This window comes from Candidatus Accumulibacter phosphatis (assembly GCF_000024165.1).
GTDB classification, from domain to species: Bacteria; Pseudomonadota; Gammaproteobacteria; order Burkholderiales; family Rhodocyclaceae; genus Accumulibacter; species Accumulibacter phosphatis.
Genome location: NC_013194.1, coordinates 2,442,239 through 2,464,708 on the forward strand (window position 1 = coordinate 2,442,239; position 22,470 = coordinate 2,464,708).

A 22,470-nucleotide genomic window follows, 5' to 3' on the forward strand; every position below is an offset into this window, starting at 1 on the left:
CAGCGCATCAGTGGAGCGTCTGCGACGGCGCGTCATCCTGTTCCGGCATTTCCGCATGCACCGTATCTCCCTCCACGCTGGGATACAGCGGCGCGCCGCAGTCGTCACAGAACTCGTAGGGAAACTGCTGGTCGAGCACCACGACCTCGCGGATGCCAGCCTTGCGCAGCACGGACTCGATCTCGCCGGCGACATCGGTGGTTTCGTCTTCGATGCCGAGCAGTGGCCAGACGACGCCGTGGTAGACCACATCGCTGTCAGCGGGGCCAAAGCCGATCCGGTACTCCTCGAGGCGTTTGTCGTGGAAGGCGCCGACCACGGCGCGCAGGTTGTCGGAGACGGCCTCGCCGAGTGCGGTGCGGAGAAAATCTACCGAGGCATTCAGCGAGTAGGGGCGCGACGCACTATCGGCGGCCCGGCAGGCGGCATGGTACGCATCCGCCAGCAAAGCCTGATAGGCGCAGCCGGTGAGCAATGGCTCGAGGCAAGGCGCGCCCTGCTTCAGCCACTCCTTCAGTGCGCCTTCACGGGTGGTCTTGTCCGCCTCGTTCCAGCGAAACAGCGGCTTGCCGCGCGGCACCGTCAAGGCACCGAGGAGATAGCGCGTATCGGACAGGAAGCGGTTCGTTTCGGGCATCGCCGAGGCGTCGACGTTGAGGTCGTCGCCGGTCAGTGCCGCCGCGCCGAGTCGGCGCATCAACTGCCAGGTATCGACGAAGCTGTGCGGCAGCTGATCGGGACTGTAGAGGTAGTCGGCGAGGGCAAGCCGGGCGCCAGCGGCGAGGACGTGTGCGCCGAGATGAACCTTGATCGTCTGCAGAAGATTTCTGGGGATTGCGGCCGCCGGGATCGAGAAGCGCGACCAGGCGAGCACCGGCACGGCAAAAAGCAGCAGGTCGAATTCCTGTCCCTGATCCAGCAGGATGCATGATTCGGCGTGCGACTCGATAATGTCGGCGAGGTCGTCGTGCCCCATCGGATGGGTGTCGAACAGACGGTCGAGGGCAGCGGTCAGGTCGTCCTCGGCACCATCGTGGAACAGCCGGTCGAGGAGCTCGGCGAGGCGGGCCTGCCAGAAGGTATCCTCAAGCTTGCTGCCGGACTCGGCCAGACCGATGGCGAGACGGCCTAGCTCGGTGGCGTCAGCCGAGATGCGCTTGCGGGAGGAGAGGCGGTTGCGTTTCATGGTCGGAGCCTGGGGACGGTCAATCTGCAATTGTACCAAGCTGACGCCTCCGGCGCCTGTGCGCACGCGTCTTCTTGGCGTTGCGAGGCACCGACCGGCGTGGAATTGCTGCCCGGCTTACCTGCGAGCAGTCCGCACTGCACCGCCGGACGGCATGCGGGGGCGACCCGGAAAGCAGCGGCCGGCTGCTGCCGGAAACGTGGATAGGCGGGAAGTCGATCCCGTCGGCAGCGACTCAGGCGAGGCGGAACCGCGCCATGGACGCCACTGCCGGCCCGTGACCGAGATCCGGCGTGATGATCAACTCAAGGACCGTAACGGCAGCCAGGTCGACCCGATGGTCCTCGCTTTCCGTACTCGCCCCTTGCGGGCTGAAGTTCCATTGCTGGCGCACGATCTCATGAAACGACTGTCCGCCGTCGCCAGACCAGCGCAGCAGATATTCCTGCGTCCGCGGCAACGACGTCTCGACGAAATCGATCTGTATTCGCCGCACTCGTTGCGGTGACGCAAAGAGCAGCCGGATTGTCTGACTGCCCGGCACGGCGGCACGCCAGCCGCTGTTGTGACCGGGCACCAGCGCGCCTTCGATCGGATAGGCAGCGTCCTCGGAGCTGATTTCCACCTCCGCCACTTCGTCGAGCCTGAGCCACTCTGCCGGGGCCGGCGGGCTGGCCGGTCTGTTGGCAGCGATCAATCGCTTGCGCATGTTCTTGTCCTCGTCTCGCTGCAGGCCCCCGGCATGCCGGATGCCGTCGATGCTAGGTACTCGCTTCGCCCAGCTGGGCGGCGATTTGCTGCTCGGCGAGGGACCAGTAATGGGCGGAACATCCCTGAAAACCATCCTTCTCGGCAATGAAATAGGCGGCGGACTCGACCATGCGATAGCGTTCCTCGGCACTTGGCTGGCTCGCTGCCGGGCTGGCGACGGTCACCGCAGGCGGGCTTTGAGGTGCTGCGACAGCGGCCGCCGCCGGAGCGCTGGGTGCACTCGCGGCCACGCTGGCCGCAGGCGCCGCGCTGGCTGCCGGCGCTTGGCTCTTAGGGGCAGCGCTCGTCGTCGCAACCGCTTTCTTGGCCGGGGCTGCTTTCTCGGGCGTAGTCGCCGGGGTCGCCTTTTCGGCAGCAACTGCCGGGGCCTTCTTTACCGCCGGCGCCTTGGCCGGCGTATTGTCCGTGGTCGTCGCGCTCGCCACAGCCTTCTTGGTGGTGGACGCTCTCTTGGTCGTGCTCTTGTCTTCAGTCATGGTGATCCCCTTGGGTAGCGATGTCGGTAAACGTGTCGGCAAAAATTGCTGAGTGCAGGCGTGCAAGAACGCAGAGAAACAGGGAGAAATACGGATTGGACAACACCAGCATACGTTCGCAGGATAGGAAAATCAGACGCATCGGTCAAGGTGAATCCGGAATCCGGCGGTGCCGGCACGCGCCTGCGGCGCGGCGTTACGCGTCAGCTGGCCCGCGAGCGAAGTTCAGACCATGCCAGGCGTGGACCGTCGCTTTGGCTGATCGCCCGCGGGAAGGGCGGGGCCACGTCAGGAGCGTTGAGCGGGCACGGCCCCAGCCGGTCGCCACGCTTCCTGGGGCAGGGGGGCGAGTTGGCGATGGCAAGCGTTGGCGAGTGAGCTTCGGCGTCGGTCATACCTTGAAGTAGGCCACGGCAGCCTGCAAGCTGGCAGCCACATTCTTCAGTTCCTGGGCGGCCGCAGCATTGTTCCGGGTCGCGGCGTCGGTCTCCTCGGTCATCGACGCGATGTTCTCGACGTGACCGGCGATGCCGGTAGCGGCAATCGCCTGCTCCCGAGTGGCGTTGGCTACGTCGCGCGCCCTGGCCAGCGAATCCTCGGCATGGCGCTCGATCTCGTCGAGCACGCCGGTCGCCTGCAAGGCGAGTTCCCGGCCCTGGCGCACCTTCGGCTCGGCGCTCTGCATCGCCTGCACGGTTTCGCTGGTGTCCCCCTGAATCGTGCTCACCATCTGGCTGATGCGGGCCGTAGCCTGGGTCGTGCGTTCGGCCAGTTTGCGTACCTCGTCCGCAACGACGGCGAAACCACGCCCCTGTTCGCCAGCGCGCGCGGCCTCGATCGCGGCGTTGAGGGCGAGCAGATTGGTCTGATCGGCAATCTCCTTGATCACTTGGGTGATGGTGCCGATCTCCTGCGAGCGGCCCACCAGTGCGTGGATACGCGTCGTCGAGTCGGCCACCGCGACGGCGATGCTCTCGATCTCGCCGGCGGCGAGGCGGACCACCTGGGCACCCCGGCTCGCTAGGTCGGCCGTCTGGCGCGAGTTCTCCTCGGTTGTCCGGGCAATTTCGGAGACCTCGTTGATGCTGACGGTCAGTTCTTCGATGGAAGCCGCTGTCGCGGCACTCGATTCGGCCTGATTGCGCGCGGCCAGACTGATCTCCTCGGCCGCGACGGATAACTCTCCGGACTCCTTGACGAGCACGGCAGTCCCCTGGTTGATCTCGTGCACGACACCCTGCAGCCGGGTCTGCATGGTGGCGAGCGCGCCCAGCAGGTTGCCGGGGGCAGTGCTGGTGGAAGTGATGCTGCGCGTCAGGTCGCCCTGGGCAAACTGTTCGACCTGCGCGGCGGCCAGCGCCGGCTCGCCGCCGAGCTGCTGCTGAACACTGCGGTTGATCGTCCAGCCGAGAATACCCAGGAGGACGCCAGCCACGGCCACGAAGGCGATGCTCTTGCTGGCGTTTTCCCAGAAAGCGGCGTCCACGTCCTCGATGTATACACCGGTGGCCACCCACCAGCCCCAGGGTGCAAAGACCTTGGCATAGGCAATCTTCGGAATCGGCTTGTCGCTCCCCGGCTTGGCGAACGCGTAGTCCATGCTGGCTTCACCGTTGCGCTTGAGCAGGTCGATCCAGTCCTTGATGTAGGCCTTGCCGGTTGGGTCCTTGGTCTCCAGCGTGTTCTTGCCCTCCCTTTCGGGTCGGGTGCCGTGCATCATCGTGGTGCCGGCGAAATCATAGATGAACAGATAGTCCTCGGCGTTGAAGCGACTGTTGCGCAGGCTGTCCTTCGCCAGTTGCTGAGCCTCCTCCTGCGTCAGCTTGCCGGCCTGCTGAAGCTCGTGCTGGTGCTGGAGAACGCCGATGGCGGAGTTGACGACGGCCCGTATCGCCAGGCGCTTTTCGCCCAGCATCTGCTGGCGCAGCTCATAAACCGAGTAAGCTCCCAGGGCGAACAGCCCCAGCAGCATGCTGATGAGCAAAGCATAAAGACGAGTCTTCAGCGACATGTTTCGCGGCAAGCCGATCATGGCGATCCCTCCAGCGAATGATGGGGCCGGCACGACCGCGGGTCCGGCACTCTGTATTGGCGCAAAGTCAGCGGTCACCGATGCGAATCATCGGGGAGGTGCCGCTGTCTGGTCCGAGCGCGCCGTACTGGCGGCTGGCCTCCGAGGGTTGGCCACGGGCCCGACGATTCCATGATGACTGCAGGCAAAGGATACCAGAAAGCCAAATGGCGGATGTCCTCCCCATTTCCTGCACAGTAATGCTCAGCGCGCAAGCGGCGACGCCGCTGCGCCGTCACCACGTCCCTGCCGGCCTCTGCCGCTCCAGGCCCGCCCTCGGTGGGTCGAGCGATCGAGCAAGCAAGCAAGCAAGGTCTGCCGTTGCCCCGTGTCTCAGGGGGCCGGCGCCGCGGGCGCCGGCCCGGCACGCGAGAAATGCGTCGCCGCCAGCCCGGACAGGATGATCAGGCCGATGGCCAGCCAGGCGACGCCATCCGGCGTTTCGTTCCAGAGAATCATGCCGAACAAGCTGGCGAAAACGACCGTGCTGTAGGCCAGCGCGGCAGCCATCAGCGTGCGCGTGCCGGCGTAGGCACGGGTCATCGCAAGCTGGGCGGCGGTAGCGAAGGTGGCGACACCGGCGAGCAGCGAGCCGCTGCGCAGGTCCACCGGATGAATTTCCGACAGCAGCAGCCAGACGCTGGCACAGACCGACGAGACCAGCGAGAAGTAGAAGACCGTGCGGGTTTCCGGTTCGCCGCGCGAACCCAGTTCGCGGACACTGAAGTAGGCCATACCGGCCAGCACACCCGAGGCGAGACCGATCAGGCCCCCGACCAACTGGTCGGCGTTCAGCGTCGGCTTCAGGAGCAGGCCGACACCCGCCAGCCCCAAGGCCAGCGCTCCGAGGATTCCTGCCGTCAGGCGCATGCCGGACAGCGCCAGGTAGATGGCCAGGAAGATTGCCGAGGTGTAGTTGAGCGTCACTGCCGTCGCCAGCGGCAGCAGGGTGATCGCCCAGAGGTAGGTACATAGCGCCGAGAAGCCGAGGGCGCCACGGCTCACCTGCCAACGCCAGTGCGGCGTCCCGAGCGGAACGCCACGCAGCTTGACGAGGGCGAACATGAGAATCAGCGACAGGAAGCTGCGGTAGAAGACGATCTCGATTGCCGAGTGGGTGGCCGCGGCTAGCTTCACGCATACTCCCATGCAGGCGAACAGCAGGCTGGCAAGGACCATCCACAGGGATTGCATCGAAGCGCTTCGCGAGAAGGGAAGCGACAGATCTTACCCCCAAGCCTGTCACGCCGGTGCTCGGCATCGACAAGCTGCGCGTGTCGGGAATTTTGACAGTCGGCGCGGCAAGCCGTGTCGGCAGCTTCCCGCGGAACCTGCAGGCATGCTCCACCACACGGAATTAATGTGCTAGTTCGGCGTGATGGGGTTTCTGGCACACATCGTGCTTATTGTCACTCACAACGCATCGCCCGGGTCATTGAAACCCTGACAACCCAACAGACAACTGAAAGAGAGCACCCCATGAAGAAATTTGTCCCGCTTCTCGTCGCCGCGCTCGCGGCGCTTCCGCTGGCGGCGAACGCCTTCCCGATCGCCGCTCCCGGTAACGAGGGCCTCAAGGTCATCGTCGGCAGCACCGATCCGATCGTGGCCACCTATCAGGGGAATTCGGCGTCGTACAGCAACGACCTTTACCTGATGCGCGATGCCGCTGGCAATCCTGGTGACGATGGAATCTTCGGCAACGATCTGTTTATCTTCAACAACCATGGCTCGGCGGTGGGCAGCACGAAAAACCTCGGCTCGTTCGCGGTCGGCGTCGAACTGATCTTCCGCCTGCACGTCAACAACACGGGCGACGACTTCTTCACCGGACCTGCCGCCCGCAACGCCGATGCTCAAGCGCACGCCCGTGTCGAGGGCAACTGGCTACCGAACGAAGCACTGGTGAGCTTCGAGGATCTGAAAGGTGGCCCTTACGACTACAACGACTTGAGCTTCTCCTTCACCAATACCCGCTCTTCCGTGCCCGAACCCGGCGCACTCGCGCTGCTGGCGCTCGGTCTGGTAGGTCTGGGCGCAGCGCGGCGCGGCAAGCGCTAACTCCACTTGAGCGGCTGAGCGGCGGGGACTCGCGTCAGTAGGGACCGCGTCGATCTTCGCTCTCGGTCTGTGGCCGGCCTGCTTCCAGCGTTTGGGGAAGCGGCCGGCGACAGGCGCATTCCCCTTTCGTTGCTTTCGTTGGCGGGCGAACCGAGCGATAGCTCGCGCGACCGCTGCGCATGCGGCCGCGGTGGGCCAACACGCAGGCCACGCAGGTAACGCCGGCGACCGGCTATCGGGTTAGACTGCGTCCTTCGCCAACCCTCGTCCGGCTGCCAGCCGGGCCGTCTTCCGGCCATGGATTTCCCGATCAAACCGCTGATCACGCTGCTGGCGATCGTCAATCCCGTCGGCGTGATTCCGTTCTTCATCCATTTCACGCGCAATCTGAGCCTCGCGCAGCGAGCGAAGACGGCCCGTGTCGCCGCCTTCACGGCCTTCGTCGTCATCGCCACGAGCGCCCTGGCGGGCCTCAAGGTGCTCGAGTTCTTCGGGATTTCGCTGGCCTCGTTCCAGGTGGGTGGCGGCATGCTGCTGCTGATCAGTTCGATGCACATGCTCAACGCGCAACCGGCCGAGTCGCGTTCGCAGGATGTCGACGAAGGCGCCATTCGCGCCGATTCGGGAGCCAGCATTGCCGTCGTTCCCCTCACCATTCCCTTGCTCACTGGGCCGGCGTCGATATCGACGGTGGTGATCTACGCCGAGAAGGCCAGGCACGTCTGGGAACTCGGCGTTCTCGTCGCCTACGGTATGGTGATTGGTCTGGCGACGTGGTTGGCGCTGTCGGCGGCCGGGCGCATCGGCAAGTTCATGGGCCAGACCGGGATCAACGTGATGACCCGGTTGATGGGCCTGATCCTTGCGGCGATTGCCGTCGAGGTCATGGCGGACGGCTTGATCAAACTCTTCCCGGTGCTCGGACGCTGAGTTTGCGGGCCGGCACGATGACCGCTGGGCACGCCGAGAGGAGAAGCGCGCCATAGCCCGTCCGACAACGATGCGCTGAGTGGCTCTCTGCGGCACGACGTGCCGAGACTGCAGCCTTGCTTTAACGACTATAATCGCTGGATCGGACACGCCTCAGGTGGCCATCGCGGCCAGGCAGCGGTGGCTGGACGATCTCCCGTGCCATCGCCAGATCGGCCGGGGTGGTCTGTTAGGGGATCGCGTGGTGATGAGCAGAAGACTCGTTAGATTCGGGCGGCAACTGTGGATCGTCCTGATCCTGTGCTGGCTGTCGGCGACCGCATTCGCCAAGGATTATCCGACTGCCCCACGGCTGAAGGACAATCATGGCAAGTTTCGCGTCGCCTACCTGCAAGGTGGCCCGTTCTTCGAGTACGACGAGGTTCTTGCGGCGCTGGTCCATGCACTTGCTCGCAACGGCTGGGCCAGGCAGATCACGATTCCGCCGGAGGCGACGCGCACCGCCCAGGACCTTTTCGCCTATCTGGCCGCGCACAAGGAGTGGAGCGATTACCTGGAGTTTCCGCCCGATGCCTTCTTCGATTCGGGGTGGCAGGACAGGAGTCGCGCCGCCAACCAGCAGAAGATCCTCAAGCGAACCGACATCGACATGATTCTTGCTTTTGGCACCTGGGCCGGCAGCGACATGAAGGAGATGCCCAAGGAGTTCGACCGGGTTCCCGTTGTCGTCGTCGACGTATCGGACCCCCTGCGCTCGCGCATCGTCGACAGCAACCAGGATACGGGCAGGGACAGCCTCACCGCGAGGGTCGATCCACGCCGCTATCAAAGGCAGGTCCGCCTGTTTCACGATGTCGTCGGCTTCCGGAAGCTTGGGGTTGCCTTCGAGGGAACGGTGGAAGGCAGGAGCTATGCGGCGATCGAGGACATTGACGTTGTCGCCCGAAAGAAGGGTTTCACGGTCGTCAAAGCCGAGCATCCCGGGTATTTCAAATCCCGCGGCGAGGCGGAAAAATGGCTGATCCGGAGTGCGCGTGAACTCGCTGCGCGCGTCGATGCCTTCTACCTGACTCAGCAGTTGGGACTGAATGACCAAACCCTGCCGCAATTGATCGAGATTTTCAACCAGAAGAAAATCCCCGTGTTTTCGCAAACCGGCTCGGCCGAAGTGAAGAAAGGTGTCCTGCTGAGTATCGCTACGGCCGGCTACCGGCATGAAGCGGAATACCAGGCCCGCAAGATCGCGCAGATTCTGAACGGTGCCAAACCCAGGGATCTGCCCCTATTGTTCGAGGATCCCGCCAATATCGCCATCAATCTGAACACCGCGAGAAAAATCGGCTTCGACCCGCCCGTCGATATCCTCGAGGCTGCCGACGAGATCATCAAGGACTAGTCCGGCCGATTGTCGATCGAGCCGCCTGCCGGCAGAGGAGGAAAATCGTGAGTCGACTCATCGACATTTCCAGCGTCCGCCAGGAAGAACTGTTCGACCAACTGGCGCCTGATTATGCGCTGCTCCTCGACGATTGGGACGGCTATCTGGCGGCGCAGGGAAAGCTGCTCGACGACCTGTTGCGGGAGCATGCAGCGCGGGAGGTAGGCAGCATACTCGACTGCACCTGCGGCATCGGCACCCAGTGCCTGGGCCTGGCGAGGCTCGGCTATCGGCTGACCGGCACCGATATCAGCCGCAAGTCGCTGGCACGCGCGGAGCGTGAGGCGGCCAGGTTGGCTATGCAAATCAATTTTTTGGCCGCTGATGTTCGCAAGCTGGATGAAGTCGTGTCGGAGACTTTCGATGCCGTGATCAGTTGCGACAACTCCCTGCCGGCGCTCCTTTCCGAGGTCGAGCTCGGGGCAGCGGTGCGACAGATCTTCGCCCGGCTGGCCTGGCCGGGGATAGCCATCCTCAGCATCCGTGATTATCGGCAGATATTCGCCGAGAGGAAGCGCTTCAACCTGCGGCAGATTCATGAGGTGGATGGCAGGCGGCTGCTGGTTTTCGATCTTTGGGATTATCACGGCGAGTTTGTGACTTTCGAGGTGCTTTTCGTGCAGGAAGACGACGTGGGCTGGAGTGTACGCTCGCGGCCCATGGTCTACCGGGCCGTCTATAGCGAGGACTTCATTCGTCTGTTGCGCGCGGCCGGCTTTGCCGAGGTGCGGCTGATCAGGGAGCTTGCCGGGCAGGTGCTGCCGTTCGATCATTATGTGTGTCTGAAGCAGCGCTCGACGAGCGGATGAGCGAGCCGCCGTCGCAGGTTATGATCGGCAGTGGCGGCTGCGTTCGCCGGATTGCGCTGTTCATCGCCGGCACCCTGCTGTCGGCACTTCTGCTGAATGCGGCGCTGTCGATACTGACGCTGGAGCGGGTTTATTCGCGGTCCCTGTTGTCGAGCTACACGGTCATCGGCGATTATCATGTCGAGAAAATCAGGCGCTCGTTGACCTTCGGCAAGAGTCTCGACCGTTTTTCAGGCCTGGACCGCCTGCTGGCGGCGATACAGGGCGAGAATCCGGAGATCACGAAGCTGGCCGTCTATTCCCCCGAGAGGGAACTGCTGCTCAGTCTCGGCGCGCCGATGACAGAGACGCCAGACGCCGACCGCTGGCCAACGGCCGCTACCGGGACAGTGGTCGTGACGCACCGCGCCGAGTTCTACTCCCTCACGTTTCCCATCGTCAGCGCCGCCGAGGACAGCGCGACGGGCGAACTGCAAGGCTTTCTCGGGCTCGACCTGCCGAAGGCGCTGGTGGGCGCGAAAGTCGCCGCAGCGCGTGTTCAGTTGGCGACGACCTGCCTGCTGAGTGGAATCCTCGCCATCGGCTTGCTGCTTCCCGCCATCTTCTGGCTGGCCCGTCGGCGGCACGGACAGGCGCTGAGGAGCCGGATCCTGGGCGTCACCGCGGTGGTCTTCCTGGGCTCGCAAGTCGCCTTCTCGTACCACGCGATCAGCGATTTCGAAGACTGCTATATCGACGATGTCCGGCAGGAGTCGGTGAAGTTCGGCGAGTTGTTGCGGGTAGATATCGATCGCATCCTCGACCTCGGCGTGCCGATCAACAAGCTGGTAAGGGTCGAGACGCTTCTCAACGACATCCTCGGCAACACCCCGGAGTTGGCGGCGATAACGATCGTCGACGTCGACAAGCGACCCCTGTATCGACTGGAATCCTCCGCGACGAAGACCGTGGCCGGCGGTGGCGAACGGGCTGGCGCGAACCCGCGCTATCGGATCGACCTGCCGTTGGCGCGCGAAGGGAAACCGGTGGGCGCGATTCACCTGGATATCGATAAGGCCGCGATCGACAAGGTCCGTCTCGACCTTGCCCTGGACCTGGCGACTGTGGCGCTGGTCTCGCTGCTGATCGGCTTCGAGTTCGTGTTCTTCCTGGTGGCCCTCGACACCGCCGCCGTTCTCCGTGCAGCACCGGACACCGCGCCGGCGCCGGTGCGTACCGGCGCCTTCCTGTACGCCTTTGCAATGGCGCTGTCGCTCTCGTTCCTGCCCTTGTACGCCAGCCAACTGGCGCCGCTGCCGGGGCTGCCGCGCGAGTTGAGCATGGCGCTGCCGCTATCTGTCGAGATGCTCCTCGTGGCGCTCGGACTGGCGCTCGGCGGCCACTGGCTCGAGCGCGGCGACTGGTTCGCGTCCTTCGTCTGCGGCGTTCTGCTGACCGGTATCGGCGTCGGCCTGTGCAGCCTGGCACAAACGAGCTGGCAACTCGCCGGTTGCCGGGCGCTGGTCGGCCTGGGTTACGGTCTGGCAGTCATGTCAACCCAGACGGTGCTCGTCAGCCTGTCCGCCGCCGGCAACCGTGCGAGCGCGATTACCGGGCTGGAGGCCGGCTATTACGCCGGCTTCATCTCGAGCACGGCGATCGGCGGCATGCTGGCGGAAAAGATCGGCTTGCGGGCCGTTTTTGTCGTCGGCGCCCTGCTCATGCTGATAGCGCTGGCGTTCGCTTGCGTCTTTCTGCGCAGCGTCGGCCGCCGCCAGCCGCTGCCCGACGGCGCCCCGGTCGTTGCCGCCGGCGCGACCGAGGCGAGCCTGTTCTCGCTCCTCGGTGATCGCGAGTTCCTTGCCAGTCTGCTGCTCAGCGCCATCCCTGCGGCGCTTTGCCTGGCCGGTTTTCTCTATTTCGCCAGTCCGCTGTTCCTCAGCGAGGCGGGGATCAGCCAGTCGAACATTGCCCGTCTGATGATGCCTTACGGCTTGTGCATGATCTATCTGGCGCCGCTGATCAACAAGTGGGTCGACACAGTCGGCGACAAGCGTATCCCGGTGCTGGTCGGTGGCGTCCTCGGCGGCAGCGCGCTGCTGATGTTTCACTTCATCCACTCGCCGCTGGCCTTCGTCGGCATCCTGGTTCTCTTCAGCATTTCGGGGGCTCTGAGCTATGGCGCGCGGTTGACGCTGGTCAGCGAATCGGCCGCTGCCAGACGCGTCGGCATCAGTCGCACGCTCGGGATCTTCAGCTCGCTCGAGCGGGTCGGCAACATCCTCGGCCCGCTACTCGTCGGCAGCCTGTTGGTGGTCTTCAGCGTCACCGCCGCCATCGGCACCATCGGCCTCGTCTATCTGGCGTGCAACCTGCTGTTGTTCGTGCTCTGCCTGGTCCGCGGGCCGTCGGCCCGCACCTGAGCGCCCGACCGCCGGAGCCGCAGAATGGAGGTGCTGATCGATCTCGCCAAACTGGACCACAACGTCGCCGTCATTCAGGAGATCTGCCGCCATGCCGGCGTGCAGGCCGTCTGGGTGACCAAGGGTTGCCATTCCCACCCGGCGGTCGTGGACCTGCTGGCCAGCCGCGGCGCTGCCGTCCTCGGCGAAGTCTACGCCGACAATCTACGCCGCATCCGCGACGGCTTTGCCGGCGAACTGCTGATGATTCAACCTCCGTCCGGCCACCAGCTCGACGCGGCGCTGGCCTGTGCCGACACCCTGCTCGTGTCGAGTGTGGATAACGCCGCCGCGTTGGCGCGCGCGGCCCGCCGCGCCGGTCGCCGGCCACGCCTGATCCTGATGGTCGATGTCGGCAATTTGCGCGAGGGCGTGCTGCCCGACGCCGTCGCCGGCGTCGTCACGCGGATACTGGCGCTTCCCGGCGTCGACCTGGTCGGCCTGGGGACTTCGGTCGGCTGCTACGGCGGCTATCTCGCCGGTGCGCGCGACCTGCAACGGCTGGTCCAGGTGGCGGCGACGGTGACCGCGGCCACGGCGCACCGCTTCCGGACGCTTTCGGCGGGTAGCGGCACGATGCTCCTCGAACTCGCCGCCGCCGGCGGCATGCCGCCGGAGATCAACCAACTGCGCATCGGCGCCGCCTTTCTGGTGGGCGACCAGCCGCCGACCGGCAAAGCCCTGCCGGCCCTGTATCAGGACGCCTTTCTGCTGCGCGGCGAAATCCTCGAACTGGCGCGCAAGCCGTCGCTGCCGCAGGCGCCCACCGGCACCGATGCCTTCGGCAGAACAGTCACCTTCGTCGATCTCGGCGAGCGCAAGCGGGCGCTCCTCGATTTCGGCATGACCGACGTCGATGTCTATGCACTGACCCCGCGCAGCGCGGGCGTGCGCATCCTCGGCGCCACCTCCAACTACACCATCTGCGACGTCACCGAGTCTCGCGAACGTCTTCGCGTCGGCAGCCATCTCGTCTTCCGAATGGCCTACAGTGCGATGGCCCGGGCGATGGCTTCGGTGCATACGCAGAAGACGATCTTGCCGGCGGCGTCGTAGTGTCGGGCCGCGCGGTCGCGGGCCTGCTCACGGGCGGCGGCGGGGGCCGCATGAACGAGTCGATGGGCAGGATGGATGCCGGACGGCAACAGTCGATTGCCGTCCGGCAGTTCGCCGATCGACCTCGATGTCGTCGACCGGACGACGTTCCCCCGTCGCGAGACCGCACAGATGGGCAAGATGTCGCATAATATTAGTTGCTTGATAGCGCAAGACAAAGGAAGCTCAGTGTTTTTTGGAAGCCGTGCCGATGGAAGCCAGACCCGGCAGAAAGCCCTTCCGGATCCTGTCGCTCGACGGTGGTGGTACCTTTGCGTTGATTCAGGCGAAGGCGCTTGATGATCTCTTTCCCGGCGAGGATGGACATCAGGTTCTCAGCCATTTCGACCTGGTGTCGGCGTGCTCGGGTGGGGCGATAGTCGCTGCCGCGTTGATCGAGGGTTATTCTCCACGCGAAATCTTTGACCTGTTCGACGACCCGGTCAATCGCTACGCACTTTTTGGGCGCCTGCACTGGTACCGGAGTCTATTGCAGTTGCTGACCGGCACCATGTCGGCGTCGAACCGGGTTGGCCAGCGGTTTTCCACCGACGGCAAGCTTGAGTTCCTGCATCGCATACTGCCCCGGATGGGCACCGTGTCGCTGCAGAACCTGCACACGATGGTCAACGACAGCATCGCTCGTGTCCGGGCGCAGAGAGACGAGCCCGGCAGGGCGATGTCCTTTCTGTTCGTTACCTACGATTTCGACCGTGATCGGGCGCGGATGATGCGCAGCAATGTCGCGAGTCCGGCAGCCAGTTTCCCGCATCGGCAGCAGCGGGCTACCCTGGCGGAGGCGGCGCATGCGTCAAGTACTGCACCGATCAACTGGTTCGACAAGCCCGCAGAACTCGACGGTTGCCGTTTTTGGGACGGTGCGATGACGGGCTACAACAATCCGGTGCTGGCGGGTGTGGTCGAGGCCATCGCCCTGGGCGTGCCGCGTCGCGACATCCGCGTGCTGTCGCTGGGCACCAGCACGGTCTTTCTACCCGAACGCGGAACGGCAGGGATCCCGGATGGACTGTGCCGGTCACGCGCCAGGACCGGCTTCCTGCCGGAGCTCGTCAAGGTCGGCAAGGCCATCATTGCGGATCCTCCGGATGCCCACACATTCATCGCCCACCTCATGCTCGATGGTGGCTTGCCGCGCGACGTGTCCTGCTGCCCGTACACGGAAACGGCCGTCGTGCGCATGAATCCGGTGATCCAGCCGGTTGTCGAGCGGACGACGGGGCAGTGGAGTGCTCCAGCGGGCTGGAGCGTCGACGAGTTCCGCCGTATCGCGGAGATGGATATCTCGGCGAGCGCGCAAGACGACGTGGACCTGATCAAGCGGCTAGGCGACGGCTGGTTGGGGGATGCCTGGCACAATCAGCCTGTACGGGGTTGCGGTGTCTGGGCGTCGCCACCTGCGCAAGCGCCCTTGGCGAACACGGATCAATTGTGCGAAATTGGCCATCGCTGGTATAGCGATGCCAAGGCCGCCTGGATCGCGCTGTCGGCCTGATGGCAGCGCACTGAGCCCGCCATGGCCAAGCCGCGAATCCTGATCCTCAACTGCTATTCCGACAACCACCGCGGCGCGCGCGGCAACCCCTGGATCGTGCCACAGTCGATTGTGCCGGCCGTACTGGCCGGAATGCTGGACCCCGCGCGCGTCGAGATCCGGCTCGCCTGCGAGTTCCGCAACGGCCCCTTCGAGGATCTGCGCGCGCTGCAATGGGCAGACCTGCTGGTGCTCAGCGGCCTGAACCCGTCGTTCGACCGCATGAAGCAGGTCACGGCGCATGCCAGGGCGGTCAATCCGGGAATTGTCGTCGCCATGGGCGGCCCGCTGGCGCGCATGCTGCCGAATCTCAGCCGCCGCTATTTCGATTACGTCTGCGGTGACGATGCCGAGCAGATGGTCTCGCTGGTCGATGCCGTCTTTGGCCCCGGGCACGCTGCCGAGGTGCCCATGCCGCGCCATGACCTGTTGCCGGCGAGCCGCATCATCGGCTACGTGGAATCCTCCCGCAACTGCAACTTCCGCTGCAGCTTTTGCGCCATGACGGCCGAAGACCGCGCGTTCATGGCCTACGACTTGGACGACATACGCCGGCAGATCGACGCCCTTGGCTACCGGCAATGTGTCATGTTCCTCGACCAGAACTTCTTCGGCGGGCCGCGCTCCTATTTCGCGGCGCGCATGGCGCTTCTCAAGGAGTTGTTCGAGCAAGGGAAGTTCGGCGGCTGGGCGGCTCTGGTCACTGCCGACTTTTTCGCGAGTGCCGACAATCTCGCGCGGGCACGTGAGTCTGGCTGTATCGGCTTTTTCAGCGGCGTCGAGTCATTCAGCCGCGTGCAGCTCACCGCCTTCAACAAGAAACAGAATCTGCTGCAGCCGCAGGAGGAAATCATCCAGTCGTGTCTCGAGGCCGGCCTGGTCTTCCACTACGGCCTGATCTTCGACCTGGTCGAGCAAAGGATCGACGAGTTGCTGGCGGAAACCGACTTCATCGTCGCCAATCCGCGCATTACCCTGCCGAGCTTCCTTGGCTTTGCCATTCCCATGCTGGGAACGCCGCTGTTCGGCACGCGGCTGCGTGAAGGCTTGTTGCTGCCGAACCTCAGGCTGCGCGACATGGATGGCCGATCGCTCGTCTGTCGCCCCGTCGACCCCATCGAGAAGGCCATCGCCTTCGCCGCGCTGATGGATAGCGGTCTGTTGGCAAAACGCAAAGTGGCAATGCATGCCTGGCGGTTCTTTCGCCGCTATCGGACGACCCTATCCGGCTGGGGGCTGCTGAGCGGCCTGGCGAATGCCTGGGCGATGAGCTACCCGCGTTTGGGCAGCAATGGGCGCGACGGTATTCGGCCGGGTCGGGAGGGCTGCCGCAGCTACCTCGGCGGTTCCGAAGCGCTGGGGTCGCTCTACCGTCCGCGGATCAGGATTCCCGAACGTTATCACGGGCATTTCGAGCCGCTGTGCGTCACCGATGCCGATGGCGAACTGCACGACGACCTGATCGACGACGCCGCCAGCCTGCTCCGTCCGAGCGGCGGCGTGGCAACGATTCCCACTTATAATGGGGTGGCGGTGCCCTGACAAGCGCCGGTTCCGGGCGTCTCCGGAGAAAGGAAGCGTGGATGCAGACGAACCACGGGATGGCGCGCTTGACCAGCAAGTGGCTCGGCAAGTGCCTGCTGCTCCTGGCGGTGATGGCCCTTGCGCTTTCCGGTGCCTGGCCGGAGACGCGTACCTTCTCGGCGGGACTGACGCCTTTGTGGGACGCCCCGCAAGGTCCCGGTCGCTCGGCGGAGGCGAGCCGCTGGCTGAGCCAACTCCGCGATACGGTGTCGGAACCGCGCGCCGGTTGTCATGCTCTCGAGCTGCCGGACCTGTCATTGACCAAGCCAGCCCGCGCCTTCCAGATCAAGATCGAGCGCGAGCAATTCGCTGCGGGATCGCCGATCGTCTACCTGCAGGAGCCGATCGCCCAGTTCTTCATCGTCTTCGCCACCGACGTCAATGGTTGTCCCTGGTTTTCCATTTCCGGTCGCGGCTTGCCCTTCGCCAAGCGTGATATCGTCAGTCCGTTTCCCTATGCCCGGCTGCCGGCGTTGGCCAGAGACGCGACGATCACGGCGATCGTCCAGGACTACAAGGCGATTCGGCCGTGGATCATGCTCGCCGACGAGACCAGTTTCGTGCGCGACAATGCCGTGTTGTGGGTGGCCCTGGGGGCTGCCAGCGGCATCCTGCTGATGATGATTGTCGTCGCCCTCGGTTTCGATGCCTACGCAGGCAGCCGCGTTGCCCTGGCCTACGCCTTCTACTGCGTCGCGTTGCAGGTCTGGCTGGTGCAGAACTTCGGCATCGGCTCCGCCTTTGTGCCGTTCTGGCCTGGCCCGGAATACTTCCCCATCCTGCAGGCCGTTTCGGTAGCCGGCGTGGTTCTCGGAATCGGCTGTGCGGTGCTCGAGTTCCTGCAACTGCGCGGCAGGGTGCGCGCGGCGATTGGCGGCTTCGTCGTGCTCAGCGCGCTCTGCTTCCTCGGTTCGGCATGGCATGCCACCGGTTACCGTGCCGGCGCAGCCGTTCTCTCCGTCCTCGCCGTGGCCACCATGGTCCTGCTCGTCAGGGGCGTGTTCAGCGGCGATGCTTCGCTCCGGTTGTTCACGCTGGGGCTCGGCGCGACCATGGTCGGCGGGGGCGTGCAGGCCTTTTCGGTAGTCGGTAGCGGTCTCGAGGTCGGCCGACTCGCCGCCTTCGCCTTTCCGCTCGGCAGCCTCTGCCAGGCAGCCTTCTGGCTTGCAGCGCTGATCATCCGGCTGCGCAGCGAGCACCGGGAACTGCACGAGCTCGAAGGAAAGCAGGCGGCGATCATGTGGGCGATGCCGGACCTGATCCTGGTCATCGATCGGCAAGGGATCTGCCTCGACTACAAGCAGCCTTACGCCACGCGCTTCTTCGTTACCGGCGACGAACTGCTCGGCAAGGACGTCTCGGCGGTTCTGCCGAGCGCAACGGCGGGCACCATCCGCCAGGGTATCGAGCGGGCGCTGCACCAAGGCGACCTGCAATCGGTGTTCCTCGACCTGCCGGTCGAGGGCAGCATGCACCACTACGAGGCGCGTATTGCGCCACACGGACCCGACAAGGTGGTAGTCGTGGTACGCGACATCACGCTGCAGAAGCACAGCGAGGAGAAAATCCGTCGTCTGGCCTACTTCGACACGCTGACCGGCTTGCCGAACCGTCAGAGCTTCCTCGAACGCCTCGACCGCGAATTGCTGCGGGCACGCCGGACGAACCACCGGATGGCGCTGCTGTTTCTCGATCTCGACGGCTTCAAGCGGATCAACGATACGCTGGGCCACAGCGCTGGCGACTGCCTCCTGCAGACTGTCGCCGACCGCCTGCAGGAGAAACTGCGCGCCGGTGCCTTCATCGCCCGGCCGGCCCTGGACGAATCGAGCCTGCACTTCGCGCGCCTCGGCGGCGACGAGTTCACCGTCGTTTTGCCCGATGTCGACACGGTCGAGACGGCCTGCCTGATCGCGCAGCGCATACAGGAACTGCTCGGACGGCCCACCCTGATCGGCGAGCAGGAGATCGCGGTAACCTCGAGCATCGGCATCGCACTCTTCCCCGACGACGGCGCCGATGCCGCGACACTGCTCAAGCACGCGGATACGGCGATGTATTACGCGAAGGAGCAGGGGCGCAACAACTGGCAGTTGTATGACCGGACACTGACCACCCGGACGACGGCACGCCTGGCTCTCGAGGGCGATATCCGCAAGGGCCTCGAACGTGGCGAGTTTCGCCTCTTCTACCAACCGCAGGTGAGTGCCGACGATGGCACCATCGTTGGTGTCGAAGCACTGATCCGCTGGCAACATCCGCAGCAGGGGCTGGTCTCGCCGGCAAGGTTCATCCCGGTTGCCGAGGAGAGCGGCCTGATCGTGCCGATCGGCGAGTGGGTGCTCACGGCCGCCTGCCGCCAGGTGCGGCAGTGGCAGCAAAGTGGCGTCCCGGTACCGCGGGTAGCGGTGAACGTCTCGGCACGCCAGCTTGGCGCAGCGGGTTTCCTCGACACTGTTGCGGCGATCATCGTCGCCACCGGCATCGCCGCCGACCGGCTCGAACTCGAGTTGACCGAAAGCATCCTGATGGATCCGGAGGCCAAACGAATCAAGGGACTGTCGCGCCTGCGCGCGATGGGGGTGCACTTCTCGATCGACGATTTCGGCACCGGCTACTCGTCGCTGTCCTACATCAAGCGCTTCCCGATCGGCACGCTGAAGATCGACCAGAGTTTCGTCCACGGTTTGCCGCAGGACGCCGACGATGCGGGCATCACCACCGCGATCATCTCCATGGCGCGCAGCCTCAATCTGGAGGTCGTTGCCGAAGGTGTCGAAACGCGGGAACAACTCGCCTTCCTGCAGCGTGCGCTATGCCCGAAACTGCAAGGTTACCTGTTCAGCTACCCGCTGCCGCCGGATGAGATGGAAGCCATCTTGCGTCGCGGCCGCGTCGCGCTACAGCCGCCGGGCGGTCCATCCGGGCCTCCCGGCCAGGGGCCGGGAGGAGGCGGGCGCCCACCCGCCGGTCAGCCGCCAGGGAGTGGCGGGCGTCCGCCACGCCAATAGGGCGGGCCCGAAAGCCCAAGCGGAAGCTGCGGCTCGGCCGGGAGGCGATAGCGAGCCGCCGATCTCCCCCAACTGCGGCCCCGATAGGGTGCCTGCGCAGGAGCAAGGAAAATGACCCGAAATCGCCGCACCACGGCCGACCCCATGGAAGAGCAGATCGAACGCGCGTTGCAGCCCGGCGCCTTCATCGCGGACGCCGCCTGCTCCGCGTTCGTGGGTCACCTCGAGCATATCGCGGCCCGGATTGCCGAGCTCATCAACAGCGATCCGCCGCGCGCCGTCGCCTTGTACGAGGCTTTCCTGGCCGCGTGCCATGTGAAGGTCGAGGAGCTCGATGACTCCAGCGGCAGCTTCGGGCAGTTCGTCCTCGACCTGTATTGCGGGTGGATCACGGCGCGCCAGGCAGATGGTGCCGACCCCGCGGCCACCGCCGCACGCCTGTTAGCCTGCATGGACGACGATGACTACGGCTTCTGTCATCAGCTCGAAACGGAGGCGGCGAGGGTGTTCGACAAGGCCAACCTCGCCGCCTTCGTGGCCTTGGTGCGCGCGCGCTTCGACGCCGCCGGTGCGCCGGCGACGAACGAGGGTGCTTTGAGGGATCGCTCCGCCTATCTCCGTCGCCGCTGGGGCGCTGTTCTGCGCACGCTCTACGTGGCCGCGCAGGACGTCGGCGCCTACGTCGCTCTCGCCGAAGAGAGCGGTCTCGGCGCGCAGGATTGCCACACTATCGCCACGCTGCTCCTCGCCAAGGGCCAGCCGGAACAATCCCTGGCCTGGGTGGAGCGCGGGATCGACGTCGCCGGGCAGGTGCCGCAGGCCGCGATGGCGGGCCACGACCTCGCCACGCTGAAGAGACAACTCCTCGCCAAGGTGGGTCGCCGCAACGAGGCACTCGACGGCGCCTGGGCGGACTACCGCCAACGCCCGAGCCGGTACACCTACGACGAGCTCTTGCAGTTCGTGCCGGCGGCCGAACGCGGCGCGTGGCACGCGCGGGCCATGGACGCAGCGATGGAGGCGCCCCGCGGCGCGCACCTGAACTCCCTGCTGGATCTCCTCCTGACCAGCGGCGAGACCGGCCGGCTCGCCGATGTCGTGCGCCAGGCCGACGACGATGCCCTGGAACATCTGAGCCACTACGTCACCGAGCCGATCGCCAGAGCGCTCGAAACGACCCAGGCCGACGTCGCGGCCCGCTTGTGGCGCGCGCAGGCGATGCGCATCGTCAACGCCGGCAAGAGCAAGTACTACGCCGCCGCGCTGGCGAACTTCGCGAGCGCCAGGCGCTGCTTCGAGTGCGCCGGGCTCGCCGCCGAGTGGCAGGAAACCGTGCGCCAGGTACGCGCCGACCACCATCGCAAGGGAGGCCTCATGCGGGGTTTCGAGCGCCTCGTCGCCGGCAGCGCGGCGAGCGACGAGCCGAGCTTCCTTGATCGGGCGAAGGCGCGGTGGAGCGGCCGCCAGTGACGAGGAGCAGGTGGCTGAGCGGGGCGGGATGCGGATGACCTGTCCGGCGCTTCCGGGGTCGACTTCGCGATTGACGCCTCGTGATCGGGCCTCACATGTGCCTGTCGGTGCCCTTGGATTGCCTTTCCCGCGCCGCTATGCAGCACTTCGTGTTGGCGCGAACAGCCCCGCCCGCGCATGTTCGCTGACCGCCCGCGCTGCGGGATGAGTCAGTCGTCGTTCTGCGGAAATCAGGAAGAACCGCTCGCGTAGGTCTTCCGTCTCGCCCAGGCTGACGACCTTGTAGTGGGCCATGACGTCCGGCACGCTGGCCGCTGGCGCGGGAAACACCCCGGCACCCGCTTCGCCGAAGGCTTTCATCAAGGCGCTGTCGTCGAATTCGCCGACGATGCGCATGTGCCGACCCTGCCGCTCCAGCCAGCGCGGCAGGGCGCCATGGAGCGCACTGTCCCGGCCGGGCAGGAGCAGCCGCGCGCCGTCCAGACAAGCGGGGAACTCACCGATCAGCCGCGCGGCGAGCGCCGGTGCCGCCATGAAGGCGAGCGCCGATTCCCCGAGCGGGTGGCTGTAACCCTTGATATCCGTTCCCGGCGGCATGGGCCGGTCGGCGAGCACCATGTCCAGACGGTGGATGGCGAGATCGGCGAGCAGGCGGTCGAGACGATCCTCCTGGCACACCAGGCGCACCGCCTCGGGTAGCTCCAGCACCGGCGCGAGGAGGCGATGGGCGATGAACTTGGGCACCACGTCGGCGATACCAACGCGAAACGTGATGAAGCGCTCCTCGCCGCCGTTCCTCAGCAGTTCCTCCAGCTCGGCACCGGTCTGAAAGATTTCCTCCGCATAGGACTGCGCCAGTCGTCCGGCCTCGGTCAGCTCGAGGCGACGCCCGGCGCGGCGGAACAACGGCACACCGAGTCGTTCCTCGAACTGGGCGATCTGTCCGGAGAGCGTCTGGGGCGTCAGATGCAGACGCTCCGCCGCGCGGATGACGCCACCCGAGCGGGCGACGGCGAGAAAGTAATGGAGGTGCTTGTAGTTGAGCATGGGGCTACTCACTGTTCGTATTTCTCGAAGGTTGCGCTAACTATTATCTGTTTGCCACGAACAGTCAAGGTGCCCACAATTCGCCCTGCCGATGCACCCAACCCCAGGAGGTTCCATGAACATTCAAATCCATGCGCAAGACTTCACCCTGACCGAGGGGCTGCGCGAGCATGTCGCCCGTCGTCTTGCCTTTGCGCTCAATCACGGGCTCGACAGGGTATCGCGGATCGTCGTGCGCCTGTCCGATGTCAATGGTCCGCGCGGTGGCGTCGACAAACGCTGCGCTATCGAAATACGACTCAAGGGCGCCTTGACAGTCGCCATCGAGGACACCGAGGCCGATCTCTACGCCGCCATCGATCGCGTGGCGGAACGAGCCGGACGCACGCTCGATCGGCGGCTGTCGCGCAGTCGCCAGTTCAGCGCCCTGTCGCTTTCCCGCAAGCAACCGCTGATCGCCGAAGCGGAATGAGAGATCGGTCGCAAACTGCTCGGCGCTCTGCTCGACAAACCGGCTGCCAAGGCGTC

Annotated in this window: 17 protein-coding genes; 11 read left to right on the forward strand and 6 right to left on the reverse strand. The window is 65.1% G+C overall.

The window, feature by feature from the left end:
- Nucleotides 1–7: 7 nt before the first annotated feature.
- From CAP2UW1_RS10735 to CAP2UW1_RS10755, 5 genes are all read right to left on the reverse strand, one after another.
- Nucleotides 8–1,186 carry a DUF2863 family protein gene (locus CAP2UW1_RS10735; protein WP_015766646.1) on the reverse strand — a complete coding sequence of 393 codons (1,179 nt, stop codon included), beginning with the start codon at nucleotides 1,184–1,186 and terminating at the stop codon, nucleotides 8–10.
- Between the two features lie 235 nt (nucleotides 1,187–1,421).
- A complete protein-coding gene (locus CAP2UW1_RS10740) occupies nucleotides 1,422–1,895 on the reverse strand; it encodes a phage tail protein (RefSeq protein ID WP_015766647.1) in 474 nt (157 codons plus the stop codon).
- Between the two features lie 52 nt (nucleotides 1,896–1,947).
- Nucleotides 1,948–2,433 (reverse strand): DUF2934 domain-containing protein, encoded by a 486-nt coding sequence (locus CAP2UW1_RS10745; RefSeq protein ID WP_015766648.1) that lies wholly within the window; start codon nucleotides 2,431–2,433, stop codon nucleotides 1,948–1,950.
- A gap of 391 nt (nucleotides 2,434–2,824) precedes the next feature.
- Nucleotides 2,825–4,465 carry a methyl-accepting chemotaxis protein gene (locus CAP2UW1_RS10750; RefSeq protein WP_015766650.1) on the reverse strand — a complete coding sequence of 547 codons (1,641 nt, stop codon included), beginning with the start codon at nucleotides 4,463–4,465 and terminating at the stop codon, nucleotides 2,825–2,827.
- Between the two features lie 372 nt (nucleotides 4,466–4,837).
- Nucleotides 4,838–5,698, reverse strand: coding sequence for a DMT family transporter (locus CAP2UW1_RS10755; protein WP_015766651.1), 861 nt, complete (start codon nucleotides 5,696–5,698; stop codon nucleotides 4,838–4,840).
- Nucleotides 5,699–5,983: 285 nt separating this feature from the next.
- Between CAP2UW1_RS10755 and CAP2UW1_RS10760 the strand changes: the two genes are divergently transcribed.
- From CAP2UW1_RS10760 to CAP2UW1_RS10805, 10 genes are all read left to right on the forward strand, one after another.
- Nucleotides 5,984–6,565: a PEP-CTERM sorting domain-containing protein gene (locus CAP2UW1_RS10760; RefSeq protein WP_015766652.1), complete on the forward strand. Its 582-nt coding sequence runs from the start codon at nucleotides 5,984–5,986 to the stop codon at nucleotides 6,563–6,565.
- 297 nt (nucleotides 6,566–6,862) lie between these two features.
- Nucleotides 6,863–7,495, forward strand: coding sequence for a MarC family protein (locus tag CAP2UW1_RS10765; RefSeq protein ID WP_015766653.1), 633 nt, complete (start codon nucleotides 6,863–6,865; stop codon nucleotides 7,493–7,495).
- Between the two features lie 247 nt (nucleotides 7,496–7,742).
- Nucleotides 7,743–8,891 (forward strand): ABC transporter substrate-binding protein, encoded by a 1,149-nt coding sequence (locus CAP2UW1_RS10770; RefSeq protein WP_015766654.1) that lies wholly within the window; start codon nucleotides 7,743–7,745, stop codon nucleotides 8,889–8,891.
- A 47-nt stretch (nucleotides 8,892–8,938) separates the two neighbouring features.
- Nucleotides 8,939–9,742 (forward strand): class I SAM-dependent DNA methyltransferase, encoded by an 804-nt coding sequence (locus CAP2UW1_RS23720; protein WP_015766655.1) that lies wholly within the window; start codon nucleotides 8,939–8,941, stop codon nucleotides 9,740–9,742.
- Nucleotides 9,712–12,144, forward strand: coding sequence for an MFS transporter (locus tag CAP2UW1_RS10780; protein WP_199931626.1), 2,433 nt, complete (start codon nucleotides 9,712–9,714; stop codon nucleotides 12,142–12,144). Before CAP2UW1_RS23720 ends, CAP2UW1_RS10780 begins: the two co-directional genes overlap by 31 nt.
- Nucleotides 12,145–12,168: 24 nt before the next feature.
- On the forward strand, nucleotides 12,169–13,239 hold the full coding sequence (locus tag CAP2UW1_RS10785; RefSeq protein WP_015766657.1) for an alanine racemase: 1,071 nt from the start codon (nucleotides 12,169–12,171) through the stop codon (nucleotides 13,237–13,239).
- A 250-nt stretch (nucleotides 13,240–13,489) separates the two neighbouring features.
- Nucleotides 13,490–14,791, forward strand: a complete 1,302-nt coding sequence (locus tag CAP2UW1_RS10790) for a patatin-like phospholipase family protein (RefSeq protein WP_015766658.1) — start codon at nucleotides 13,490–13,492, stop codon at nucleotides 14,789–14,791.
- A 21-nt stretch (nucleotides 14,792–14,812) separates the two neighbouring features.
- On the forward strand, nucleotides 14,813–16,372 hold the full coding sequence (locus tag CAP2UW1_RS10795; RefSeq protein ID WP_015766659.1) for a B12-binding domain-containing radical SAM protein: 1,560 nt from the start codon (nucleotides 14,813–14,815) through the stop codon (nucleotides 16,370–16,372).
- Nucleotides 16,373–16,413: 41 nt separating this feature from the next.
- Complete coding sequence (locus tag CAP2UW1_RS23725; protein WP_015766660.1) at nucleotides 16,414–19,425, forward strand: putative bifunctional diguanylate cyclase/phosphodiesterase; 3,012 nt, start codon at nucleotides 16,414–16,416, stop codon at nucleotides 19,423–19,425.
- 111 nt (nucleotides 19,426–19,536) lie between these two features.
- Nucleotides 19,537–20,895, forward strand: a complete 1,359-nt coding sequence (locus CAP2UW1_RS10805) for a DUF6880 family protein (protein ID WP_015766661.1) — start codon at nucleotides 19,537–19,539, stop codon at nucleotides 20,893–20,895.
- 135 nt (nucleotides 20,896–21,030) lie between these two features.
- On the opposite strand, the gene nhaR is transcribed toward CAP2UW1_RS10805, so the two are convergent.
- Nucleotides 21,031–21,942, reverse strand: coding sequence for a transcriptional activator NhaR (gene nhaR, locus CAP2UW1_RS10810; RefSeq protein ID WP_015766662.1), 912 nt, complete (start codon nucleotides 21,940–21,942; stop codon nucleotides 21,031–21,033).
- Between the two features lie 115 nt (nucleotides 21,943–22,057).
- Here nhaR and CAP2UW1_RS10815 point away from each other — a divergent pair, with 115 nt between their 5' ends.
- Nucleotides 22,058–22,414, forward strand: coding sequence for an HPF/RaiA family ribosome-associated protein (locus CAP2UW1_RS10815; RefSeq protein ID WP_015766663.1), 357 nt, complete (start codon nucleotides 22,058–22,060; stop codon nucleotides 22,412–22,414).
- The last annotated feature ends 56 nt before the right edge of the window (nucleotides 22,415–22,470 follow it).